22 protein-coding genes are annotated in these 20,608 nt (G+C 67.8%); 14 read left to right on the forward strand and 8 right to left on the reverse strand.

From position 1 onward, the window contains the following. The first annotated feature begins 81 nt into the window (after positions 1–81). Positions 82–696: an SCO family protein gene (locus BW990_RS01030; RefSeq protein ID WP_076444115.1), complete on the forward strand. Its 615-nt coding sequence runs from the start codon at positions 82–84 to the stop codon at positions 694–696. A gap of 90 nt (positions 697–786) precedes the next feature. Continuing rightward, the gene (locus BW990_RS01035) at positions 787–1,326 is read left to right on the forward strand and encodes an ActR/PrrA/RegA family redox response regulator transcription factor (RefSeq protein ID WP_076444117.1); all 540 of its coding nucleotides are present in this window, start codon (positions 787–789) and stop codon (positions 1,324–1,326) included. Between the two features lie 222 nt (positions 1,327–1,548). Here the strand turns inward: BW990_RS01035 and trhO are convergent, their stop codons facing one another. Further along, positions 1,549–2,460, reverse strand: coding sequence for an oxygen-dependent tRNA uridine(34) hydroxylase TrhO (gene trhO, locus BW990_RS01040; protein ID WP_076444119.1), 912 nt, complete (start codon positions 2,458–2,460; stop codon positions 1,549–1,551). A 101-nt stretch (positions 2,461–2,561) separates the two neighbouring features. On the opposite strand from trhO, the gene pncA reads away from it, so the two are divergent. Both pncA and pncB read left to right on the forward strand, forming a co-directional pair. After that, complete coding sequence (gene pncA / locus BW990_RS01045) at positions 2,562–3,158, forward strand: bifunctional nicotinamidase/pyrazinamidase (RefSeq protein WP_076444121.1); 597 nt, start codon at positions 2,562–2,564, stop codon at positions 3,156–3,158. Between the two features lie 58 nt (positions 3,159–3,216). Further along, the gene (pncB, locus tag BW990_RS01050) at positions 3,217–4,509 is read left to right on the forward strand and encodes a nicotinate phosphoribosyltransferase (RefSeq protein WP_076444123.1); all 1,293 of its coding nucleotides are present in this window, start codon (positions 3,217–3,219) and stop codon (positions 4,507–4,509) included. 74 nt (positions 4,510–4,583) lie between these two features. Here the strand turns inward: pncB and BW990_RS01055 are convergent, their stop codons facing one another. Together BW990_RS01055 and BW990_RS01060 are read right to left on the reverse strand one after the other, a co-directional pair. Beyond that, a complete protein-coding gene (locus BW990_RS01055) occupies positions 4,584–5,696 on the reverse strand; it encodes an acyltransferase family protein (RefSeq protein WP_076444125.1) in 1,113 nt (370 codons plus the stop codon). After that, on the reverse strand, positions 5,693–6,649 hold the full coding sequence (locus tag BW990_RS01060) for a sterol desaturase family protein (protein WP_076444127.1): 957 nt from the start codon (positions 6,647–6,649) through the stop codon (positions 5,693–5,695). The genes BW990_RS01055 and BW990_RS01060 overlap by 4 nt, the downstream gene beginning before the upstream one ends. Positions 6,650–6,838: 189 nt before the next feature. Here BW990_RS01060 and hisC point away from each other — a divergent pair, with 189 nt between their 5' ends. The 3 genes from hisC to BW990_RS01075 are packed head-to-tail and all read left to right on the forward strand — an operon-like array spanning position 6,839 to position 9,779. Then, a complete protein-coding gene (gene hisC / locus BW990_RS01065) occupies positions 6,839–7,924 on the forward strand; it encodes a histidinol-phosphate transaminase (RefSeq protein WP_076444129.1) in 1,086 nt (361 codons plus the stop codon). Further along, positions 7,921–8,847 (forward strand): prephenate/arogenate dehydrogenase family protein, encoded by a 927-nt coding sequence (locus tag BW990_RS01070; protein ID WP_076444131.1) that lies wholly within the window; start codon positions 7,921–7,923, stop codon positions 8,845–8,847. The genes hisC and BW990_RS01070 overlap by 4 nt, the downstream gene beginning before the upstream one ends. Further along, on the forward strand, positions 8,844–9,779 hold the full coding sequence (locus tag BW990_RS01075) for an extensin-like domain-containing protein (RefSeq protein WP_143526032.1): 936 nt from the start codon (positions 8,844–8,846) through the stop codon (positions 9,777–9,779). The genes BW990_RS01070 and BW990_RS01075 overlap by 4 nt, the downstream gene beginning before the upstream one ends. A 4-nt stretch (positions 9,780–9,783) precedes the next feature. On the opposite strand, the gene BW990_RS01080 is transcribed toward BW990_RS01075, so the two are convergent. From BW990_RS01080 to BW990_RS01100, 5 genes are all read right to left on the reverse strand, one after another. Beyond that, the gene (locus BW990_RS01080; RefSeq protein WP_076444133.1) at positions 9,784–10,578 is read right to left on the reverse strand and encodes a pyrroline-5-carboxylate reductase family protein; all 795 of its coding nucleotides are present in this window, start codon (positions 10,576–10,578) and stop codon (positions 9,784–9,786) included. Positions 10,579–10,637: 59 nt separating this feature from the next. Further along, positions 10,638–11,567: a sterol desaturase family protein gene (locus BW990_RS01085; RefSeq protein ID WP_076444135.1), complete on the reverse strand. Its 930-nt coding sequence runs from the start codon at positions 11,565–11,567 to the stop codon at positions 10,638–10,640. Then, the gene (locus BW990_RS01090; protein ID WP_076444137.1) at positions 11,564–11,956 is read right to left on the reverse strand and encodes a hypothetical protein; all 393 of its coding nucleotides are present in this window, start codon (positions 11,954–11,956) and stop codon (positions 11,564–11,566) included. Before BW990_RS01090 ends, BW990_RS01085 begins: the two co-directional genes overlap by 4 nt. Positions 11,957–12,019: 63 nt before the next feature. Continuing rightward, positions 12,020–12,394, reverse strand: a complete 375-nt coding sequence (locus BW990_RS01095) for a hypothetical protein (RefSeq protein WP_076444139.1) — start codon at positions 12,392–12,394, stop codon at positions 12,020–12,022. 134 nt (positions 12,395–12,528) lie between these two features. After that, positions 12,529–13,086, reverse strand: coding sequence for a TlpA family protein disulfide reductase (locus tag BW990_RS01100; protein ID WP_076444141.1), 558 nt, complete (start codon positions 13,084–13,086; stop codon positions 12,529–12,531). A gap of 24 nt (positions 13,087–13,110) precedes the next feature. Here BW990_RS01100 and argH point away from each other — a divergent pair, with 24 nt between their 5' ends. The 7 genes from argH (at position 13,111) to BW990_RS01130 (ending at position 20,587) form a co-directional block, all read left to right on the forward strand. Continuing rightward, positions 13,111–14,502, forward strand: a complete 1,392-nt coding sequence (gene argH, locus BW990_RS01105; protein WP_076444143.1) for an argininosuccinate lyase — start codon at positions 13,111–13,113, stop codon at positions 14,500–14,502. Next, on the forward strand, positions 14,499–14,645 hold the full coding sequence (locus BW990_RS22005; protein WP_200798000.1) for a hypothetical protein: 147 nt from the start codon (positions 14,499–14,501) through the stop codon (positions 14,643–14,645). Before argH ends, BW990_RS22005 begins: the two co-directional genes overlap by 4 nt. Further along, positions 14,642–14,845, forward strand: coding sequence for a hypothetical protein (locus tag BW990_RS01110; protein WP_143526033.1), 204 nt, complete (start codon positions 14,642–14,644; stop codon positions 14,843–14,845). The genes BW990_RS22005 and BW990_RS01110 overlap by 4 nt, the downstream gene beginning before the upstream one ends. After that, positions 14,845–15,162: a DUF2834 domain-containing protein gene (locus BW990_RS01115; RefSeq protein WP_076444147.1), complete on the forward strand. Its 318-nt coding sequence runs from the start codon at positions 14,845–14,847 to the stop codon at positions 15,160–15,162. The genes BW990_RS01110 and BW990_RS01115 overlap by 1 nt, the downstream gene beginning before the upstream one ends. Positions 15,163–15,383: 221 nt before the next feature. Continuing rightward, on the forward strand, positions 15,384–16,649 hold the full coding sequence (gene lysA / locus BW990_RS01120; protein WP_076444149.1) for a diaminopimelate decarboxylase: 1,266 nt from the start codon (positions 15,384–15,386) through the stop codon (positions 16,647–16,649). 51 nt (positions 16,650–16,700) lie between these two features. Next, positions 16,701–19,337: a TIGR02302 family protein gene (locus tag BW990_RS01125; protein WP_234990130.1), complete on the forward strand. Its 2,637-nt coding sequence runs from the start codon at positions 16,701–16,703 to the stop codon at positions 19,335–19,337. Between the two features lie 215 nt (positions 19,338–19,552). Continuing rightward, the gene (locus tag BW990_RS01130) at positions 19,553–20,587 is read left to right on the forward strand and encodes a TRAP transporter substrate-binding protein (RefSeq protein WP_076444153.1); all 1,035 of its coding nucleotides are present in this window, start codon (positions 19,553–19,555) and stop codon (positions 20,585–20,587) included. Positions 20,588–20,608 lie beyond the last annotated feature (21 nt).

A 20,608-nucleotide genomic window follows, 5' to 3' on the forward strand; every position in this document is an offset into this window, starting at 1 on the left:
GCGCCAACCTGTCTCTTGCGGGTCCGGTGGCAAGTGATACGACCCGATATCGACACTGGCAATCGAAGGAGGGACCACCGCATGCGCTGGGCGATGGTGATCGTGACAGGACTGGGGCTTTTGGCCCTGATCGCAGGAACGGCGTTCTGGTCGATGCTGCGGGGCGATCCGGAAAGCTTCGCCGCCTGCCGCGCCGGTGCGGTGGCGGGCGATATCGGCGGCCCGTTCACGCTGGTGAACAGCGCGGGCCGGACGGTGACCGATGCCGATATCGTGACCGAGCCGGTGCTCTTGTATTTCGGCTATTCCTTCTGCCCCGACATCTGCCCCTTCGACGTGGCCCGCAATGCCGAGGCCGTGGACATGCTCGCCGAGCGCGGCATCGACGTGACCCCGGTCTTCGTGTCGGTCGATCCCGCGCGGGACACGCCCGAGCAGGTCGGCGCCTATGCCGCGGCGATGCATCCCGAGATGATCGGGCTCACCGGCACGCCCGAACAGGTGAAGGCCGCGGCAGATGCCTTCCGGGTCTTCTACCGCGTGCCGGAAGACCCCGAGGACGAGTTCTACATCGTCGACCACACCACCTTCACCTACCTGCTGATGCCGGGTGCGGGCTTCGTCGAGTATTTCCGCCGCGACCTTTCCCCGGCGGAGATGGCCGACCGCGTCGCCTGTTTCGCCAACGCGGCCTGACCGGCCCCGCGGGCGGTTTGACCCGCCCCGCGCCTGCGCTAACTCCACTCAACCTGACGGACGACGTGAGAGCAAACGAGGTTGCGGAAAATGCGGGAGCTGGGCGAAGACAGATCGCTGTTGCTGGTCGATGACGACGAGCCGTTTCTGAAGCGGTTGGCCAAGGCCATGGAAAAGCGCGGCTTCGAGGTGGAAACCGCGGGCAGCGTCGCGGCCGGATCGGCCATCGCGACGGCGCGGCCCCCGGCCCATGCGGTGATCGATCTGCGGCTGGAGGACGGCAACGGCCTCGATGTGGTGGAGACGCTGCGCGAGCGGCGGCCCGATGCACGGATCGTCGTGCTGACCGGATACGGCGCCATCGCCACCGCCGTCGCCGCGGTGAAGATCGGCGCCACCGATTATCTGTCCAAGCCCGCCGACGCCACGGATATCATCAACGCGCTCTTGGCGAGCGAAGAGGAATTGCCGCCGCCGCCGGAGAACCCGATGTCCGCCGACCGGGTGCGCTGGGAACATATCCAGCGGATCTACGAATTGTGCGACCGCAACGTCTCTGAAACCGCGCGGCGGCTGAACATGCATCGCCGGACGCTGCAGCGCATCCTCGCCAAGCGGTCGCCGCGCTAGGCGGGTTGCGCCGCGCCGGGCCATCGAGGCCCGTCCCGGCGCATCGGAGGCGCCGCCTCCGAACCTCCGGAGGTATTTCCGGTCCGATCGTGACAGGGGCGTGGCGCATCGCCTGCGACGTGGGACGCGCGGGTAGCGCGCGTTGCCGACATCGCGCTTCTAACGACAGTTCGGCAGGGCGCGGGTGCGCGACCTTTCCGTCCGCCAATCCCTGAAGCCGCGTTATTCGTCCTGGCCTGCGAGATGGCGTTCGCCGCGGGCGCGGGCGAGGGCGATCTGCTTCTGGCGCTCGCGGAAGCGGGTCTTGTCGGCCGCGCTCGTTTCATGCGCGCAGAGATGGCACGACACGCCCTGTTCGTATTCCGGGCGGTCGTGATCCTCGGGCAGGATCGGCCGGCGGCAGGCGCGGCAGAGAATGTGCGGCCCCTCGGTCAGGCCGTGGCCCACCGAGACGCGTTCATCGAAGACGAAGCACTCGCCGCGCCAGGTGCTCTCCGCTTCGGACACCTCTTCGAGATATTTCAGGATTCCGCCGCGAAGGTGGTAGACCTCCGCCTCGCCCTGTTCCAGCAGCCAGTTCGTCGATTTCTCGCAGCGGATGCCGCCGGTGCAGAACATCGCGATGCGCCTGTTGTGGAAGCGGTGGCGGTTTTCCTGCCACCAGGCCGGGAAGTCGCGGAAGCTCTGCGTCTGCGGGTTCACGGCGCCCTCGAAGGTGCCGATGGCGACCTCGAAATCGTTGCGGGTGTCGATCACGGCCACGTCGGGGCTCCGGATCAGCGCATTCCAGTCGGCGGGATCGACGTAATGCCCCGATCGCGCGCGGGGATCGACGCCGGGCTGGCCCATGGTCACGATCTCTTTCTTCAGCCGGACCTTGAGCCGGGCGAAGGGCCGCGCCTCGGCGGTGGAATACTTCACCTCCATCCCGTCGCACCCCGGCAGCGCACGGATATGCGCGATCATCCGGTCGATCCCCGCGGCGGGGCCCGCGACGGTGCCGTTGATGCCTTCGGAGGCGACGAGAAGCGTGCCGGTGATCCCCGCCTCTTCGCCGAGCGCGCTCAGGCCCGGGCGCAGGGCGTCGGGATCCGCGAAAGGCGTGAAGTGGTAGAGGGCCGCGACTTTGAACATGGTGGCGGATTACTGCAGCAGAGCCCGGGCGCGCAAGGGGTGGGGCTTGTCCTCGGCCGCCGCCTGCGCCACCGTCACGGCGATCTGCGAGGGAGACCGCCATGCATGCGTTGCTCGTCATCGATGTTCAGAACGATTTCTGCCCGGGCGGCGCGCTGGCCGTGGCGGGCGGCGACGAGATCGTGGCGCCCATCAACGCCTTGATGCCGGATTTCGACGCCGTGATCCTGACGCAGGACTGGCATCCGCCGGGGCATTCGTCCTTCGCCTCCGAACATCCCGGCAAAGCGCCGATGGAGATGGTGCAGATGCCCTATGGCCCGCAGGTCCTCTGGCCCGATCATTGCGTGCAGGGTACAGAAGGTGCGGCGTTCCATCCCGCGCTCGAGACGGATCGCGCCGATCTCATCATCCGCAAGGGCTACAACCGCTCAATCGACAGCTATTCGGCCTTCTTCGAGAACGATCACGCCACGCCCACCGGGCTGGAGGGGTATCTGCGCACGCGCGGGATCGACCGGCTGACGCTGGTGGGCCTCGCCACGGATTTCTGCGTGAAGTTCTCAGCGCTCGATGCGCGCAAGCTGGGTTTCGAAGTGGCGCTGCGGGCCGATCTCTGCCGGGGGATCGACCTTCACGGATCGCTTGCCGCCGCGATGACGGAGATGGCGCAGGCGGGTGTGGCCGGGTCGGGCTGAGCTTGCGCAACCGCCCTCGGGGCCGCTACACCGGATCGGCACCTGAAGGAGAGCGGCCTTGGTCGATATCGCGACACGCGTCTGGAACCACAAGTGGAAGATCGATCCGATCGTCCGCTCGCTCATCGATACCGATTTCTACAAGCTCCTGATGTGCCAGTCGGTGTTTCGCAACAAGCGCGACACGCAGGTCACCTTCAGCCTCATCAACCGCTCGGCCCATGTGCCGCTGGCCAAGCTCATCGACGAGGGCGAGCTGCGCGAACAGCTCGACCACATCCGGTCGCTGTCGCTGCGCCGGGGCGAGTCGACCTGGATGCGCGGCAACACCTTCTACGGCAAGCGGCAGATGTTCCGGCCCGATTTCATGGACTGGTTCGAGAACCTGCGCCTGCCGCCCTATCACCTCGAGCGGGTGGGCGATCAGTACGAGCTGACCTTCGAGGGGGCGTGGCCCGAGGTCATGCTCTGGGAGATCCCGGCGCTGGCGGTGCTGATGGAACTGCGCGGGCGCGCGGTGCTGAACGATATGGGACGGTTCGAGCTGCAGGTGCTCTATGCCCGCGCCATGACGAAGATCTGGGAAAAGATCGAGCGTCTGCGCGAAATCCCCGATCTCAGGATCGCCGATTTCGGCACAAGGCGGCGGCATTCCTTCCTGTGGCAGGATTGGTGCGTGCAGGCGATGTACGAGGGGCTGGGCGATAGGTTCACCGGCACCTCGAACTGCGCCATCGCGAAAAGCCGCGACCTCGAGGCGATCGGCACCAACGCGCATGAGCTGCCCATGGTCTATGCGGCGCTGGCCGAAGGCGACGATGCGCTTGCCCGGGCGCCATACGACGTGCTTGCCGATTGGCAGGAAGAGCATGAGGGCAATCTGCGCATCATCCTGCCCGATACCTACGGCACGCAAGGCTTTCTCGACCGTGCGCCGGACTGGCTGGCGGGCTGGACCGGCATCCGCATCGATTCGGGCGACCCCGCGGCGGGGGCCGAAACGGCGATCCGCTGGTGGAAGGCGCGCGGCGAGGACCCGACCGGCAAGCTCATCATCTTCTCGGACGGGCTCGACGTGGACAAGATCGAGGAGCTCTATCGCCAGTTCAAGGGCCGGGTGCGGGTGTCCTTCGGTTGGGGCACGCTGCTGACCAACGATTTCCGGGGGCTGACGCCGGATGACCGGCTGGCCCCCTTCAGCCTTGTCTGCAAGGCGGTGAAGGCCGAGGGGCGGCCGACGGTGAAGCTGTCGGACAATCCCAACAAGGCAATGGGACCGAAGGCGCAGATCGAGCGCTACAAGCGCGTGTTCGACGTGGGTGCGCAGGACCGGCTGGAGGTCGTGGTCTGAGCGCCTTGTGATTGCCGGAGTTTGACATGCGTTGACCCCGGCACTCTCAGGCGCCGGGCCGTTGGTGGCATGGCTCAGCGCGTCGAGCCGGATGTCAGGCCGGGCTTGCGAGAGGTGGGCATCACGTCCCGAAGAAGGCGGCGTTGCGCGGACAAGGTCCGCTCGAACGCTGCGGCAAAGACGAAGCAGACCGCCAAGGTCACCGCCAGAAGCGTGAGATCACCGAGGAGCCCTCCGGGCCGCGCGCCCATGGCCGGGCTGAGAAACTGCAGCACCGGGTAATGCACGAGATAGAGCGAGAAGCTGCCGCCCGCGAGCCAGCGGATCGCGCGTCCCTCGCCGGGGGACCGGCCGCGCGCCAAGCCCGCGACACCCAGCAGATGGGCGCCGACCAGGAGGCCCAGCAGCGCGTTCCAGGCGAACTCGTCGGAGAATCCGAAGCTGCCCATATGCGGCAGGCCCAGGAGCGCCGCCGATTGCGCGCTCAACGCATCCGGGGCGCCAAGGGCAAGGGCCGCGGCGTAGAGCACAGGTGCCCCCGCCGCGAGGGCAAGGCTCGCGGTCCGCGCCGGCAGGTTCCCCGCCGCGATCCGGTGCCAGAGCCAGACGCCCATGAGCCAGGCGGGCATCAACAGCAGAATGCGCGGGCCGATCAGGACCATGGCGCAGGCGATCAGAACGAGCCGCCGCATACCCGAGGTCCAGAGCCAGAGGGCGAAGAGCAGGTAGAAGGCCGCCTCGTAGGAGAGCGACCAATAGGGCCCGTTCGTGCCGAGGCGCAGCATGTCGCCGCCCCATTGGCTGGTGAAAGAGAGACCGCGAATGAGCGTCTCGCCAAGACCCGCAGGCGTGTACCACCACCCGTCATAGGCCGCAGGCCAGAGCGTGGCCCCCGTCCGGTCGAGGGCCAGCCCCAGCACCAGCGCGGGCAGGGCGACGGACCACAGACGCGTCAGCCGCTGGAAGGCGAAGCGCCCGGACGCGCGGTCCTTTTCGGTCGCGGCATAGGCGACGACGAGTCCCGACAGCACGAAGAACACCACCACCGCGTCCGACCCGAGGTTCAGCTCGCGCAGCCACAGATGCCGGCCTTCGGTGAAACGCGGATAGGCCCAGTGCGACAGCAGCACGAGGCACGCCGCGCCGAAGCGCAGGGCATCGAGATAAAGGGAAAAGCCCCGGCTCATTCCGCAGGCGTGACCGGCGGCTCGGCATCCTTGCGCCGGCGGAGCGTGGCCGCGGCCTCCTTCAGCGGCACCACCAGCGCGGCCACGAGGCTCGGATGCGGCTGGTCGATCTTGACGCCGTTCTCATCGCCGATGCCGAAGCGGAGGGTCTCCTGCGTCTCGGGAATGTAGAGCGTGCCGAACATCCAGTCCCAGATCGCCAGCACCTCGCCGTAATTCTTGTTGTAATGACGCAGTTCCGAGGAATGGTGCACCTGGTGCTGGGCGGGCGAGATGAAGATGTGCTCCATCACCGGGCCGAAGCTCAGCCACACATGGGAATGCCGCAGGTTCGCGGTCAGCGCGTTGAAGACGAAGTAGAACGCGTTGGCGCCGAGGATCAGCGATAGGCTGATCTCGCTGACGAAGAAGGACAGCAGCACGCCCTGCGCGAGGCCCAGGATCGCGCCTTTGACCGCCGAGGAAATCAGGTCGTAGACCGGGTGTTTGCGGTAGACGGTGATCGGGGTCATGACCTCGGCGCTGTGATGCACCGCGTGGAAGGGCCAGAGCGTCGGATGCTCGTGATGCACCCGGTGTACCCAGTAGGTGGCGAAATCGCTGGCGATGACCAGAAGCAGCGTCACGATGACCGGCGACAGGGTTTCGGCCTGCGCGATATGCCCGCCCAGCACGCCGATCGCGGCGGCGGCGAAGAAGACCGACACGGCGACCGTCTGGAACGCACCCAGCAGCGCCAGCAGGCGGCCCACGATGAAGAGCTGGATATCGACCCAGTGGGAGGCATGGAAATAAACCTCGCGCGGGAAAAGCCAGCGCCAGAAGCCGCCCGTCCGGGCCTGCCGGCGATAGACCCAATAGGCCAGGAGGATCATGCCCGGTAGATAAAGCGGCCAGATCCGGGCCGACATGCCGCCGATCACGGCTTCCACGAAGGCGAAGATATCGGGCATCGCCAAGGCTCCTCTGCGTCTCTCCGGCGCGCGAGGGCGCCGTTCCCTTTTGTCCCGGCTAGCGAAACAATCGGGCAGTTTTGAGGCATCCCCGCATCCGCTTCGTGACTGCGGCGATCCGGCCCTGTCCTTGGTGCTTTTCACGGGGCGGAGGGGCCGCTATAGCCCTCCCGAAGGGGAGTCCCAGAGATGACGAAGATCGCGCCGAAACCCGGTATCATGGACATCGCCCTGTACGAGGGCGGCAAATCCGCCATCGACGGTGTGGCGAACGTGGTCAAGCTCAGCTCGAACGAGAATCCGTTCGGGCCGCCGGAGGTCGCCCGCGAGGCGATCCGCCGGGCCTCGCACGAATTGCACCGCTACCCCTCGACCGACCATGCCGCCCTGCGCGCGGCCATCGCCGAGGTGCACAACCTCGATGCGGACCGCATCATCTGCGGTGTCGGCTCGGACGAGATCATCCACTTTCTCTGCCAGGCCTATACCCAGAAGAACGATGAGGTCATCCATACCGAGCACGGCTTCGCGATGTACCGCATCAGCGCGAAGGTCGCGGGCGCAAAGCCCGTGCAGGTGCCCGAGAAGGAGCGCGTCACGGATGTGGACGCGATCCTCGCGGCCTGCACCAAGAAGACCAAGCTCGTTTTCCTGGCCAACCCGAACAACCCCACCGGCACCATGGTCGGCCTCGCCGAGATCGAGCGTCTGGCCGAGGGGCTGCCGCCGCAGGCGATCCTCGTCCTCGACGGCGCCTATGCGGAATACGTGGAAGGCTACGATGGCGGGGCGAAGCTCGTGGAGATGCGCGAGAACGTCGTGATGACGCGCACCTTCTCGAAGATCCACGGTTTGGGCGGTCTGCGGGTGGGCTGGGCCTATGCGCCGAAGCCCATCATCGACGTGCTGAACCGCGTGCGCGGACCGTTCAACCTGTCCAACGTGGCGCTCGCCGCCGCCGAGGCGGCCATCCGCGACCGGGAATATGTCGAGAAGTCGCGCGCCGAGAATACCCGCCTGCGGACCTGGCTCGCCGAGGCGCTGATGGAGCATGGCGTGCCGTCGGACACCTCGACCGCGAATTTCGTGCTGGCGCGGCTGTCCTCGCCCGAAGAAGCCGAGGCCTGCGATGCCTACCTGCAGAAACAGGGTCTGATCGTGCGCCGGGTGTCGGGCTATGGGCTGCCCTCGGCGCTGCGCATCTCCGTGGGCGACGAGCCCGCCTGCCGGCGCGTCGCGCATTGCATCGGGCTGTTCAAAGCGGGCGAACGATGATCGGCGGGCCGATCTACGACCGGGTCGCGCTGATCGGGCTTGGCCATATCGCATCCTCGATGTTCTGGGCGATGAAGCGGCGCGGTCTTGTGGGTCACGTCTCCGGCTATGCCCGCTCCGATGAGACGCGCGAGACCGCGCGACGGATCGGTCTGTGCGACACGGTCTGCGACAGCCTCGAAGATGCGGTGACGGGGGCCGACCTCATCGTGCTCGCCGTGCCGGTGGGCGCGATGGGTCCGGTCGCCGAGGCCATCGCACCCTACCTGAAGTCCGGCGCGACCGTGACCGATGTGGGGTCGGTCAAGAAGGACGTGATCGCCAAAGTCGCGCCGCACATCCCGGACAACGTGCATTTTATCCCCGGCCACCCGATGGCCGGGACCGAGCATTCCGGTCCCGAATCGGGCTTTGCCACGCTTTTCGACAACCGCTGGTGTCTGCTGGTGCCGCTCGAGGGCTCGGACCCCGAGGCGTTGGAGCAATTGCGCCGCTTCTGGGAAGGCCTCGGCGCGCATGTGGACGAGATGGATGCAGACCACCACGATCTCGTCCTCGCCGTCGTCAGCCACACGCCGCATCTCATCGCCTATACGATGGTGGGCGTGGCCGACGATCTGCGGCGGGTGACCGAGAACGAGGTGATCAAGTATTCCGCCACCGGCTTTCGCGACTTCACCCGCATCGCCGCGTCGGACCCGACCATGTGGCGCGACGTCTTCCTGACCAACAAGGAGGCGACGCTGGAGATCCTCGGGCGCTTCACCGAGGAATTGTTCGCCCTGCAGCGCGCGATCCGCAAAGGCGACGGCGCGCATCTTCACGACTATTTCACCCGCACCCGGGCCATCCGCCGGGGTATCATCGAGGCCGGGCAGGACACGGAGGCGCCGGATTTCGGGCGCGTGAAGGTGGAACGATGAGGCAGGTCGCGGCGATACTTCTGGCGTGGATTCTGGCGCTTCCGGTGCTTGCGGCTCCCGACGCATCCTTGCGCCCGGTTGCGCGTGCGGCCGCAGAAGCCTCCCTGCCCGCACCGCCGCTCGCCACGCCCGGCACATCCCGCCCCGAGACGCGGCCCGAAGCGCGCCCGGCGGTCGGGACCGATGCCGCCGAAGCGATCATCGCCTCGGAATTGCGGGACCGTTTCGCCCGGCTGGAGCCGATCCCGCGGGCGGAGCCGCTGGCGGAATTCCCGGGCTACGAGGGCCGGAACATCCGGGCCTTCGCGCAGGCCAGCCGTCTGGCCGTGGCCACGACGCTGCGCCCGGCGCAGCGGACCCAGAGCCTCGTGCAGAAGGCCATGGCGCGGCAGCGCGAACGGGACCGGGGCGCGCTCTGCGGCGATCCGGATATCCAGGGCGAATACGTGGGTTACGTGCCCGGTCGCATCCGCGGCTGCGGGATCGAGGACGCGGTCGAGGTGCGCGCGATCGACGGCGTGCGGCTGAGCCAGCCCGCGCTGCTTCATTGCTCCACCGCGCGGGCGACGAAGGCCTGGCTGAACCGCGCGGCGCGGCCTGCCGTGGGCAATGTCGGCGGCGGCATCTCGGGCCTGCGGGTCGCGGCGCATTACGCCTGCCGGACGCGCAACAACCAGCCCGGCGCGAAGATCTCGGAACACGGCAAGGGCCGGGCCATCGACATCTCCGCGATCCAGCTGCGCGACGGCTCGCAGATGGTGGTGCTGGGCGGCTATCGCAGCGCCAATCAGGGGCCGATCCTGCGGCGCATGTACAAGGGCGCCTGCGGCATCTTCGGCACGACGCTCGGCCCCGATTCGGACCGGTTTCACCAGGACCATTTCCACTTCGACACCGCGCAGTACCGCAGCGGATCCTATTGCGGGCCGTGACCGGCTAATCGTCCGAAATGGAGCGCGCCCGCGCCGCGGAGGCATCGAGGGCGCGGGCGGCCTCCCGTGCCACGGGTGAGGCCCGCAAGACCTCCATCCCGGCGGCGGTGGTGCCCGCATAGTCGATCATGGCGTCGACCTGCGCGGCGGGGGTCGCGGCCTCTTCCGCGAGAATCGTGCCCGAAGCGCGGAAGAGCTGGCGCACCGCCTTCAGGGCCACGTCCTCGGGAATGCCCCGCGCGGTGGCCCAATCGGTCAGGCATTCGGCCCAGAAGGCGACAAAGCCCGGCACCGGGCCGGTCAGGGCCGTGAAGAAATCGATCTGCGCCTCGTCCGCGATCTCGTCGGTGTCGCCGCAAGCTCCGAAAAAGGCCGCTGCACTGGCCCGGTCGGCTTCGGTCGCGCCGGGACCCATGACGAAGGGCGAATAGGCCAGACCGCGCGCCGCGGCGGGGCTCGACATGGCCCGGATCGCGGCGCGGCAGCCAGTGATGGCCTGGATGCGCGCGAGGCCGAGGCCCGCCACGACCGACAGGACCAGCGCGTCGGGCGCGTGGAGGTCCAGCGCGGACAGGGATGCAGGCGGCACGCAAAGCAAGATCGTCGGGCAGTCCCGCGCGGCGCCCGACGCCCGGGCCGTCACATGACAGCCACGGTCGGCGAAGGCGTCAGCGCGGCCCGAGCGCGTGACCAGTGTCAACGCCTCCGGAGCGCATCCGCCGCGGTCGAGAAGCGCCGTGGCGATGGCCCCGCCAAGCGCACCCGCGCCGATGATGCCGATGGGTTGGTCGACGGACATGGGACCCCTCCTGTTGATGGGGTCAGGCTAGGCGTGCGCCCCGGCCCTGTCACCCCGGCTCACGAAAAGCCCGGAGTGCCGCGATCTTCGGGGTGGCGCGCGAGGTGCTTTTCCTTGATCGCCGCCGATGTGTCGCGGCTGTCGTCATGGCTCCAACCCGGGGGCGCGAAGGCGTAGGCCAGCCGCTGGCGCAGCGTCAGCCCGGGCTGAAACACGTCGCGCAAGAGCCCGATCCATTCGTGGAACGCCACACGCAGCGGGTTGAACGTGCCGAGGTTGTGCACCAGCCCGTAATCGACCCGTTCTTCGTCCAGTTCCGGCACGTAGGTGCCGAACATCTTGTCCCAGACGATGAAGACCCCGGCGTAATTCGCATCGAGATAGCGCGGGTTGCGCCCGTGATGGACGCGGTGATGCGAGGGCGTGTTCATCACCGCCTCGAACCAGCGGGGCAGGCGCCCGATGGCCTCGGTGTGGATCCAGAACTGGTAGATCAGGTTCAGACCGCCCACGAAGAGCACCATCGCCGGATGAAACCCCATAAGGATCAGGGGCGCGCGCACGATCATCATGAAGGTGAAGGCGCCGGTCCAGGTCTGCCGCAAGGCGGTGGTGAGGTTGTAGTGCTGGCTCGAATGGTGATTGACGTGGCTGGCCCAGACCCAGCGGATGCGGTGGCCGAAGCGGTGCACCCAGTAATAGCGCAGATCGTCGAGCACGAAGCACAGCGCGACCACCCACCACGCGGTGCCGAGATCGAAGGGCGTGATCGTCCACAGGAGCATGAAGAAGCCCCAGGCGACGAAGCCCAGCGCAATGCCCGACGCCACGTTGCCCGCCCCCATCAGAAGCGAAGTGACCGCGTCGCGCGTCTCGTAGCGGCCGCCGCGATGTCTGAGCGCGATCCAGAATAGCTCGATCAGGATGAGCGCGATGAAGGCCGGGACGGCCAGTTGAACGACGTCGGGATAGGTCGGGTCGGCGATCATGCTCTGAATCCGATCAGCTGTGTCCAGGCCCGGCGCTCCTCGGGTGAGAGGCGCAGGCGGATGCGCGGGGCGGTGATGTCCGGAAGGTGGATGTCGAGCCCGGTTTCCGTCTCGGTCAGCCGGGCCTGCCCGAGCAAGCGGGCGGTTGTGTCGGCGCCCATGGCCCAGACGATCGCGGGGCCGCGGGAGGTCTCCATGAGGGCGGCGCGGCAATCGGCGCAGCGGGTGACGGCGTGTATCTCGACCTCTGGAAATTCGCGCAGAAAGGCTGCGCGGGCGGCGCTTTCGGATGTGAGGCGGCATTCGTCGCCGAAGCCCAGCGCGCGCGTCAGAAGGGCGATCCCGATGATGCCGCCCACGACCAGCGCGATCAGAATGCCAAGCGGCATGCTCCGTCCTCCCGCCGCCGAGATAGCCGGGCGGCGGGACGATCTGTCAATCCGGGCGTGGCGTCACTTGAACCGGTAGCGGTGCACGCGGTCGGCATTGCCGGAGACGCGGTTCAGGCGAACCCAGTCGCCCGCGACCTCCCACGTGGTGCAGCCGCTGTTCGAATCGTCCGCGCTTTGCCGGCAGAGCACGCCGTTTTCCCAATCCCAGGTGCCCGCGGCCGCCTTTCCGTTCAGCACCGCCTTGTACCGGCCGTTCCTGCCGAGAAAGAGCGTGTTGCCACGCGGGTCCTCGAGCTGCTTTCCGGCGACGGACATCAGGAATTCGTTCTTCGAGGTGATGGGGATCCAGCGTTCATTGCCTTGCGCGGAGGCGGCGAGGGTGTCGGACAGGATAAAGGGCGCGGCAAGCGCCGCGACGAGCAGGAATTTGGCCATGTCTTACTCCGGGACTGCTGATGGGTCTGACTGCGAGTTTTTTGTTTTTATGCAGAAAATGATGCCAGCAGCGTTCCCCAGCGTCAACAAATCGCGCGGCTCGCCCCGGACGGACGGCGGCTTCCCGCCGCGCGCTACTGGCTGTCGATAGCCGCGCGCAGCAGCGCCTTGGCCGGGTCGGACGCCCAGTTCGCGTCGCCGGTCAGCCGCGCGACCTCGCGCCCCTCGGGGTCGATCAGCACGGTAATGGGCAGGCCCAGCACGGCCATCTGCCGCGCCAGCGTCGATCCCGGGTCGCGGTGCAGCGGCAGGTTGTCAACGCCGATCTCGTCGAAGAAGGCCTCCATCGCGGGCGGCGGGTTGCGGCCCGTGGCGATGGTCACGACCTCGAAATCCGCGCCGCCGAGTTCGGTCTGCAGCTCGGACAATTGCGGCATCTCCTTGCGGCAGGGCGCGCACCAGGTGGCCCAGAAATTCACCAGCGCCCATTTGCCCTGGTAGTCCGAGAGGTTCAGGGGATCGCCGTCGAATGTCTGGAAATCGGCGGTGCCGACGGGTTTGGCCTCCGAATGCAGGTTCAGCTTCTTCATGTCGCCGTCGCGCATGTCCGACAGCGCGGTGATCTCCGCGGCGGCCGGAATTGCCAGTACCAGTGCCGCGGTATAGACGAGCGCGCCAAGAGCTTTGATCATGTCTCCTCCAGGGAAGGCCAGGAAATGTCAGATACGACCTCGAACCAGATGTGGGGTGGCCGCTTCGCCGCAGGGCCGGACGCGATCATGGAGGCGATCAATGCCTCGATCGGGTTCGACAAGCGGCTGGCGGCGCAGGACATCGCCGGATCGAGGGCCCATGCCGCCATGCTGGCTGCCACGGGCATCGTGGAACCTAGCGACGCCGAGGCGATGAGGGAAGGCTTGCTCACCGTCTTGTCAGAGATCGAGGGCGGGACGTTCGAATTCTCGACCGCGCTCGAGGACATCCACATGAACGTGGAGGCGCGGCTGAAGACGCTGATCGGCGAGCCTGCCGGGCGGCTGCATACGGGCCGGTCGCGCAACGACCAGGTGGCGACCGACTTCAAGCTCTGGGTGCGCGACCAGCTCGATGCGGCGGAGGCGCAGCTCCTCGCGCTCTTGCGCGCGCTCCTCGCCCAGGCCGAGGCGGGGGCCGATTGGGTCATGCCGGGCTTCACCCATCTGCAGACCGCGCAGCCGGTGACCTGGGGCCATCACATGATGGCCTATGTGGAGATGTTCGGGCGCGATCTTTCCCGCGTGCGCGATGCGCGCGTGCGGATGAACGAAAGCCCGCTCGGGGCGGCGGCGCTGGCGGGCACGGGTTTTCCGATCGACCGGCACATGACGGCGGCGGCGCTGGGCTTCGACCGGCCCGCGGCCAATTCGCTCGATGCGGTCTCGGACCGGGACTTCGCGCTCGAGTTCCTGTCGGTAGCGTCGATCAGCGCAGTGCACCTGTCGCGCATGGCCGAGGAGCTGGTGATCTGGTCCTCGGCGCAGTTCCGCTTCGTGACCCTGTCCGACCGGTTCTCGACCGGCTCGTCGATCATGCCGCAGAAGAAGAACCCCGATGCGGCGGAGCTGATCCGCGCCAAGATCGGGCGGATCTTCGGGGCGAACGTGGCGCTGACGCTGGTGATGAAGGGGCTGCCCTTGGCCTATTCCAAGGACATGCAGGAGGACAAGGAGCAGGTCTTCGACGCCGCCGACAACTGGTTGCTGGCGCTGGCTGCGATGGAGGGCATGGTGCGCGACATGAGCGCCAACGTGCCCGCGCTGGAGGCGGCGGCGGCCTCGGGCTTCTCGACCGCGACGGATCTCGCCGACTGGCTGGTGCGGGAGCTGAACCTGCCCTTCCGCGAGGCCCATCACGTCACCGGCGCTCTGGTCGCGCTTGCGGAGAAGAAGGGCTGCGACCTGCCGGATCTGAGCCTTTCGGACATGACCTCCGTTCACGATGGCATCACCGGGGCTGTCTTCGACGTGCTCGGCGTGCATAATTCGGTGGCGAGCCGCACGTCTTACGGCGGCACCGCGCCCGATCAGGTGCGGACGCAGATCGCCCGCTGGAAGGAGATCCTCGGATGAGACGCCTTGCCCTCCTGGCCTGCCTCGCCCTTGCGGCCTGCGGTGCCGATGGTCCGCCCGAACGGCCCGACCCGGCGCAGGAAGAGCCGCCCATCGGCCTTTCGGTGAGCGGCAGCGCCTCGATCGGGGTGGCGTCGCGGTGAGCCGTGCGGGGGCTTTCGTCGTGGCCCTCGCGCTGGCCGGCTGCACTCAGCCCGAACCCAATCCGTTCGAAGAGGCGCTTGGCCCGCCGCCGCCGCAGACTACAACCTCGGTAAGCGTGTCGGCGGGATCGGACGGCGTCCGGGTGGGCGGCGCGATCACCCAGACGCGCGGCAACGTCACTGTCGGGATCGGGTTCTGATGCAAGGTCTGAGATTTCTGTGGCTGGCGCTGGCGCTTTGGGGCGCCATCCATCCGATGTATTACTTCCTGTCCTACATGGCGGCCAACGAATGGTCGCTCGGGCGGCTGATCGACGCGTGGTACGTGAACGAGTCCACCACCGGGCTGACCTGGGACCTGACCATCGCGGCGATCACGCTGACGATCTGGGTGATCGCGGAAGTGGCGGTGCGTCGGAACTGGTCGGGGCTCTGGGCGATCCCGGCGACCTATTGCATCGGCGTGAGCTGCGGTCTGCCGCTTTATCTCTATCTCCGGTCGCGGCCGGTCACCTGACGGGGCGCGCTGCGCGCGCGCAGCTCTGGCCCGAATGATCGTTCCGATCATCGGGCGGTCGGGGCGCTGCCCCGAACCCCGGGCGACAGTCCGGAAAGATGAAGCCTTTGGCATCGCGCCGATCCCGGGCGTTGCGACGCGGTGCCGCCCCGCAGATTGGGGGCTTCTGATTGCCGCCGCGCTCGGGTAGAGGGGCGGCAAGCTGACAGCGGGACCCGGATATGGACCATTTCGACTACAAGAACGGCGTGCTCTGCGCCGAGGACGTGCCCCTGCCGGAGATCGCGGCGGAGGTGGGCACACCCGCCTATGTCTATTCCACCGCCACGCTGGAGCGGCATTACCGGCTGTTCGACGAGGCGCTCGACGGCCTGCCGCACCTGGTCTGCTACGCGATGAAGGCCGCATCGAACCAGGCCATCCTGAAGACGCTGGCGGCGCTTGGCGCGGGCATGGACGTGGTCTCGGGCGGGGAATATGCGCGGGCGGTGGCCGCAGGCGTCGCGCCCGACAAGATCGTCTTCGCGGGCGTCGGCAAGACCGAAGCGGAAATCCGTCAGGCGCTCACGGGCGGCCTGCGGCAGTTCAACGTGGAAAGCGAGCCCGAGCTGCAACTCATCAGCCGGATTGCCGCTGAAATGGGGGTCTCCGCGCCGGTCACCATCCGGGTGAACCCGGACGTGGACGCCAAGACCCATGCCAAGATCGCCACCGGGAAGTCCGAGAACAAGTTCGGCATCCCGATCTCGAAGGCCCGGGCCGTCTATGCCGAGGCCGCCGCGCTGCCCGGCATCGAGGTCGTCGGCATCGACGTGCATATCGGCTCGCAGCTGACCGAGCTTGCGCCCTTCGAGGCGGCCTACCGCAAGGTCGCCGAGCTGACCGAGACGCTGCGCGGCGACGGGCACGACATCCAGCGGCTGGATCTCGGCGGCGGGCTCGGCATTCCCTATGCGCGGTCCAACAGCGCGCCGCCCCTGCCCACGGAATACGGCGCCCTGATCAAGGAGACGGTGGGCCATCTGGGCTGCGAGATCGAGATCGAGCCCGGGCGGCTCATCGCGGGCAATGCGGGCATCCTTCTGAGCCGCGTGATCTACGTGAAGGAGGGTGAGGGGCGGCGCTTTCTCATCCTCGACGCCGCGATGAACGACCTGATCCGTCCGGCCATGTACGACGCCTGGCACGACATCGTGCCGGTGATCGAACCGGCGGCGGGGCATGAGCGGACCGAATACGACGTGGTCGGCCCGGTCTGCGAATCGGGCGACACCTTCGCCAAGGGACGCGCGATGCCGGAGCTGCAGGCGGGCGACCTCGTCGCCTTCCGCTCCGCCGGGGCCTATGGCGCGGTGATGTCGAGCGAGTACAACACGCGGCCGCTGATCCCGGAGATTCTGGTGAAGGGCGATCACCATGCCGTCATCCGGGCGCGGCCAAACTTTGACGAAATCATTTCGCGCGATAGCATTCCGGAATGGCTGTAGGCTGATCCGTCTCGCGGCCCCCCGAATATTGGAGCCGTGATGGCCGATCACATGAGCGATCCGACAGAGGTGCTGGCGCAGGTCCGGCGTCCGGCGGCGTTGACGCGCCTGGGCCTTCTGGCCGAGCGGCTGGTGCGGGCGTTCTGGCCGCTCTGGTCGGTGCTGATTACGGTGATCGCCGCGCTGATGCTGGGTCTGCAGGACCTCGTTCCGGTCGAGGCGGTGTGGACGGCGGGCGTTCTGGCGCTGGCGGCGCTGATCTGGGCCGGATGGTGGGGCGCGTCGCGGTTCCGCTGGCCGACGCGCGAGGCCGCGATCATGCGGCTCGATGCGACCATGCCCGGGCGGCCCATCTCGACCGCGCTCGACCATCAGGCGATCGGGTCCGGCGATGCGGCGAGCCAGGCGGTCTGGCACGCGCACCAGGCGCGGATGCGGGCGCGGCTGGCCGAGGCCCGCGCGGTGGAGCCGGACCTCAAGACCTCTGAACAGGATCCCTATGCGCTGCGCTATGCCGCCCTTCTTGCGCTCTCCGTGGCGCTTCTCTTCGGGTCGGTGATGCGGGTCTCCTCGGTCACCGGCATGGGACCGGGCGGCGCGGGCGACGTGGCCTCGGGGCCAAGCTGGGAAGGCTGGATGGAGCCGCCCTCCTATACGAGGCTGCCCGCGGTCTATCTCAACGACATCACCGCGGCGGACCTCTCGGTGCCCGCGGGCGCGACGGTCACGCTCAGGCTCTACGGCACGCCCGGCGATCTGTCGGTGAGCGAGACCGTGTCGGGCAATCCGCTGACCCCCGAGACGCAATCCGATGGCGCGGGCGAGGGCGCCACCGCCACGGCGCAGGACTTCGTCGTGGCGCAATCGGGCCGCGTGGCGATCGACGGGCTGGGCGGGCGCGCCTGGAATTTCTCGGTCACGCCGGACCGCGCGCCGGATGTGACCCGTGCGGGGCCGTTCGACGTGAAATACGACGGCGCGGCCTCGCTGCCCTTCGTGGCGACCGACGATTATGCCGTGACCGGCGGCGAAGCGCGGATCGATCTCGCGCTGGCGGAGGTCGACCGCCGCTACGGGCGCCGCATGGAGCCCGAGGCGCGGCCCGCGATCGAGGTCACGCTGCCCCTGCCGGTCGCGGGCGACCGCGCGAATTTCGAGGAAGCGCTGATCGGCAATTTCTCGGAACATCCCTGGGCCAACCTGCCGGTGGAGATCACGCTGTCGGTCAGCGATGCCGCGGGCCAGACCGGAGCGGCGGCGCCCGACGTGCTGACCCTGCCCGGGCGGCGGTTCTTCGAACCGATGGCCGCGGCGCTGATCGAGGAACGCCAAGCGCTTCTGTGGAACCGCGAGAATGCCCGCGACATCGCGCTGATCCTGCGCGCGATCAGCTACGAGCCCGAGGGGCTGTTCCGGCAATCCTCCCATTACCTGCGCTTCCGCACGATCCTGCGCAGGCTCGAGGCCAATCTCGAGACCGGGCTCGACGACACGACCCGCGACGAGCTGGCGCAGGCCATGTGGGACCTGGCGCTGGTTCTCGAGGAGGGCGACCTCGACGATGCGCGGGAACGGTTGCGCCGGGCGCAGGAGCGGCTGGAAGAGGCCATGCGCAACGGCGCGTCCGAGGACGAGATCGCCGAACTGATGCAGGAGCTGCGCCGCGCCACGGACGATTTCATGCGCCAGCTCGCGCAGGAACAGCGCCGCCAGAACGACCAGAACGGCGATCAGAACGCGCAGAATGGCCCGCAGGACGGCATGCAGATGACGCAGAACGACCTGCAGGAGATGATGGACCGCATCCAGGAGCTGATGGAGGAAGGCCGCATGGCCGAGGCCATGCAGGCGCTGCAGGAATTGCAGGAGATGATGGAGAACATGCGCATCACCGAGGGCCAGGGGCAGGGCCAGCCCAGCCCCGGTCAGCAGGCGCTGGAAGGGCTGGGCGAGACGCTGCGCGAACAGCAGGACCTGTCCGACCAGGCGTTCCGCGACCTGCAGGAGCAGTTCAATCCCGGTCAGAACCGCGAGGGTCAGCAGGGCCAGCAAGGTCAACAGGGCCAGCAGCAGGGTCAGGGCCAGCAGCAGGACGGGCGCGGCGAAGGCCAGCCCGGCGAGGGTCAGGGCGACGGTCAGGGCCAGCAGCAGGGCCAGCAGGGTCAGGGCGGCGACCAGCAATCGCTGGAAGAAAGCCTCGCCGACCGGCAGCGCGCCTTGCGCAACGAACTCAATCGCCAGCGCCAGAACCTGCCCGGACAGGGCACCGAGGGCGGTCGCGCGGCGGGCGAAGCGCTGGACCGGGCCGAAGGCGCGATGGAAGGCGCCGAGGAGGCGCTGCGGCAGGATGATTTCGCCGGGGCCATCGACCGGCAATCCGAGGCGATGGAAGCGCTGCGGGAAGGCATGCGCAACCTGGGCGAGGCGCTGGCCGAACAACAGGGCCAGCAAGGGCAGCAGGGCCAGCAGGGGCAGGCCGAAGGCTCCGATCCCGGCCAGCAGCGCGATCCGCTGGGCCGCTCGGCGGGCACCAATGGCCAGATCGGATCGGACGAACAGATGCTGGGCGGCGAGGATGTCTATCGCCGCGCCCGGGAACTTCTGGACGAGATCCGCCGCCGCTCGGGCGAGGGTGAGCGCCCGGAAGAAGAGCTGGATTACCTCGAGCGGCTGCTCGAACGGTTCTGACACGCGGGCGTCAAACGCTCTGTGCCGCGGACATGCAACACGGATTGCATCACGTCCGGCGGCGCTGCGGCATCGCCGCGGCCGGGATCGCGGGTGCGCCTCTCTGCAGGTCGCGGCGGCAATTGCACTTCACGTGGACCTGCGGCATCAATGCGTCATGCAGGCCTGCACCGCGCCGCGCGCGGGGGAACCAGGGCCATCCAAGGGAGGATATCATGACCATCACGCGCCGACTTTTCGCGGGCGCCGCCGCGCTGGCTCTCAGCCTCGGGGCAGGCAGCGCCGCGCTTGCACAGGACGTTACCCTGCGCATGCACCAGTTCCTGCCCGCGCAGGCCAATGTCCCGAAGAACATCCTGATCCCCTGGGCGGATCGCGTGATGGAGGCGTCGGAGGGGCGGATCGAAATCCAGCATTATCCCGCGATGCAACTCGGTGGCACGCCGCCGCAGCTGATCGACCAGGTGATCGACGGCGTGGCCGATATCGTCTGGACCGTGGCGGGCTATACGCCGGGCCGCTTCCCGCGCGCCGAGGTGTTCGAGCTGCCCTTCTCCATGACCGATGCCGAAGCGTCGAGCCGCGCCTATTGGCAGCTCGCCGAAGAGACGATGATGGATCAGGATTTCGCCGACTTCAAAGTCCTTGGTGTCTGGGTCCACGGCCCCGGCGTGATCCATACCGATGAGCCCGTCGAAGAGCTTGCTGACCTCAACGGCATGAAGCTGCGCGGCCCGACCCGCATCACCACGCAGATGTTCGAGGATCTCGGCGCAACCGCGGTCGGCATGCCGGTCCCGGCCATCCCCGAGGCGCTGTCCAAGGGCGTGGTCAACGGTGCGGTCATCCCGTGGGAGGTCACCGCCGCCCTGAAGGTGCCGGAGCTGGTGCAGAACCACACCGAGCTGGCTAGTCCCGCACTTTACACCACCGCCTTCATCTTCGCGATGAACAAGGATCGCTACGAGGCGCTGCCCGACGATCTGAAGGCTGTGATCGACGCGGAATCGGGTCTCGAATTCTCGGGCCTCGCGGGCCGGACCATGCAGGCCGATGATGGCCCTTCGCGGCAGATGGCCGTCGATGCGGGCAACAACATCATCGAGATCGGCGAGGAAGAGGCCGCGAAATGGCGAGCGGCGGCGCAGCCCACCATCGACCGCTGGATCGCCGAGATGGACGAGCGCGGCATGGACGGCACCGCCCTGCGCGCCCGCTCGCTCGAGCTGATCGAGGCCAACACCAACTGAGACGCCGCCTGAGCGGTACGG

This window comes from Roseivivax lentus (genome assembly GCF_900156805.1).
GTDB classification, from domain to species: domain Bacteria; phylum Pseudomonadota; class Alphaproteobacteria; order Rhodobacterales; family Rhodobacteraceae; genus Roseivivax; species Roseivivax lentus.

Coding starts and splice junctions, on each gene's coding strand:
- BW990_RS01030 (WP_076444115.1), top strand. CDS start 82: ATGCGCTGGGCGATGGTGATCGTGACAGGACTGGGGCTTTTGGCCCTG.
- BW990_RS01035 (WP_076444117.1), top strand. CDS start 787: ATGCGGGAGCTGGGCGAAGACAGATCGCTGTTGCTGGTCGATGACGAC.
- trhO (WP_076444119.1), bottom strand. CDS start 2,460: ATGTTCAAAGTCGCGGCCCTCTACCACTTCACGCCTTTCGCGGATCCC.
- pncA (WP_076444121.1), top strand. CDS start 2,562: ATGCATGCGTTGCTCGTCATCGATGTTCAGAACGATTTCTGCCCGGGC.
- BW990_RS01055 (WP_076444125.1), bottom strand. CDS start 5,696: ATGAGCCGGGGCTTTTCCCTTTATCTCGATGCCCTGCGCTTCGGCGCG.
- BW990_RS01060 (WP_076444127.1), bottom strand. CDS start 6,649: ATGCCCGATATCTTCGCCTTCGTGGAAGCCGTGATCGGCGGCATGTCG.
- hisC (WP_076444129.1), top strand. CDS start 6,839: ATGACGAAGATCGCGCCGAAACCCGGTATCATGGACATCGCCCTGTAC.
- BW990_RS01070 (WP_076444131.1), top strand. CDS start 7,921: ATGATCGGCGGGCCGATCTACGACCGGGTCGCGCTGATCGGGCTTGGC.
- BW990_RS01075 (WP_143526032.1), top strand. CDS start 8,844: ATGAGGCAGGTCGCGGCGATACTTCTGGCGTGGATTCTGGCGCTTCCG.
- BW990_RS01080 (WP_076444133.1), bottom strand. CDS start 10,578: ATGTCCGTCGACCAACCCATCGGCATCATCGGCGCGGGTGCGCTTGGC.
- BW990_RS01085 (WP_076444135.1), bottom strand. CDS start 11,567: ATGATCGCCGACCCGACCTATCCCGACGTCGTTCAACTGGCCGTCCCG.
- BW990_RS01090 (WP_076444137.1), bottom strand. CDS start 11,956: ATGCCGCTTGGCATTCTGATCGCGCTGGTCGTGGGCGGCATCATCGGG.
- BW990_RS01095 (WP_076444139.1), bottom strand. CDS start 12,394: ATGGCCAAATTCCTGCTCGTCGCGGCGCTTGCCGCGCCCTTTATCCTG.
- BW990_RS01100 (WP_076444141.1), bottom strand. CDS start 13,086: ATGATCAAAGCTCTTGGCGCGCTCGTCTATACCGCGGCACTGGTACTG.
- argH (WP_076444143.1), top strand. CDS start 13,111: ATGTCAGATACGACCTCGAACCAGATGTGGGGTGGCCGCTTCGCCGCA.
- BW990_RS22005 (WP_200798000.1), top strand. CDS start 14,499: ATGAGACGCCTTGCCCTCCTGGCCTGCCTCGCCCTTGCGGCCTGCGGT.
- BW990_RS01115 (WP_076444147.1), top strand. CDS start 14,845: ATGCAAGGTCTGAGATTTCTGTGGCTGGCGCTGGCGCTTTGGGGCGCC.
- lysA (WP_076444149.1), top strand. CDS start 15,384: ATGGACCATTTCGACTACAAGAACGGCGTGCTCTGCGCCGAGGACGTG.
- BW990_RS01125 (WP_234990130.1), top strand. CDS start 16,701: ATGAGCGATCCGACAGAGGTGCTGGCGCAGGTCCGGCGTCCGGCGGCG.
- BW990_RS01130 (WP_076444153.1), top strand. CDS start 19,553: ATGACCATCACGCGCCGACTTTTCGCGGGCGCCGCCGCGCTGGCTCTC.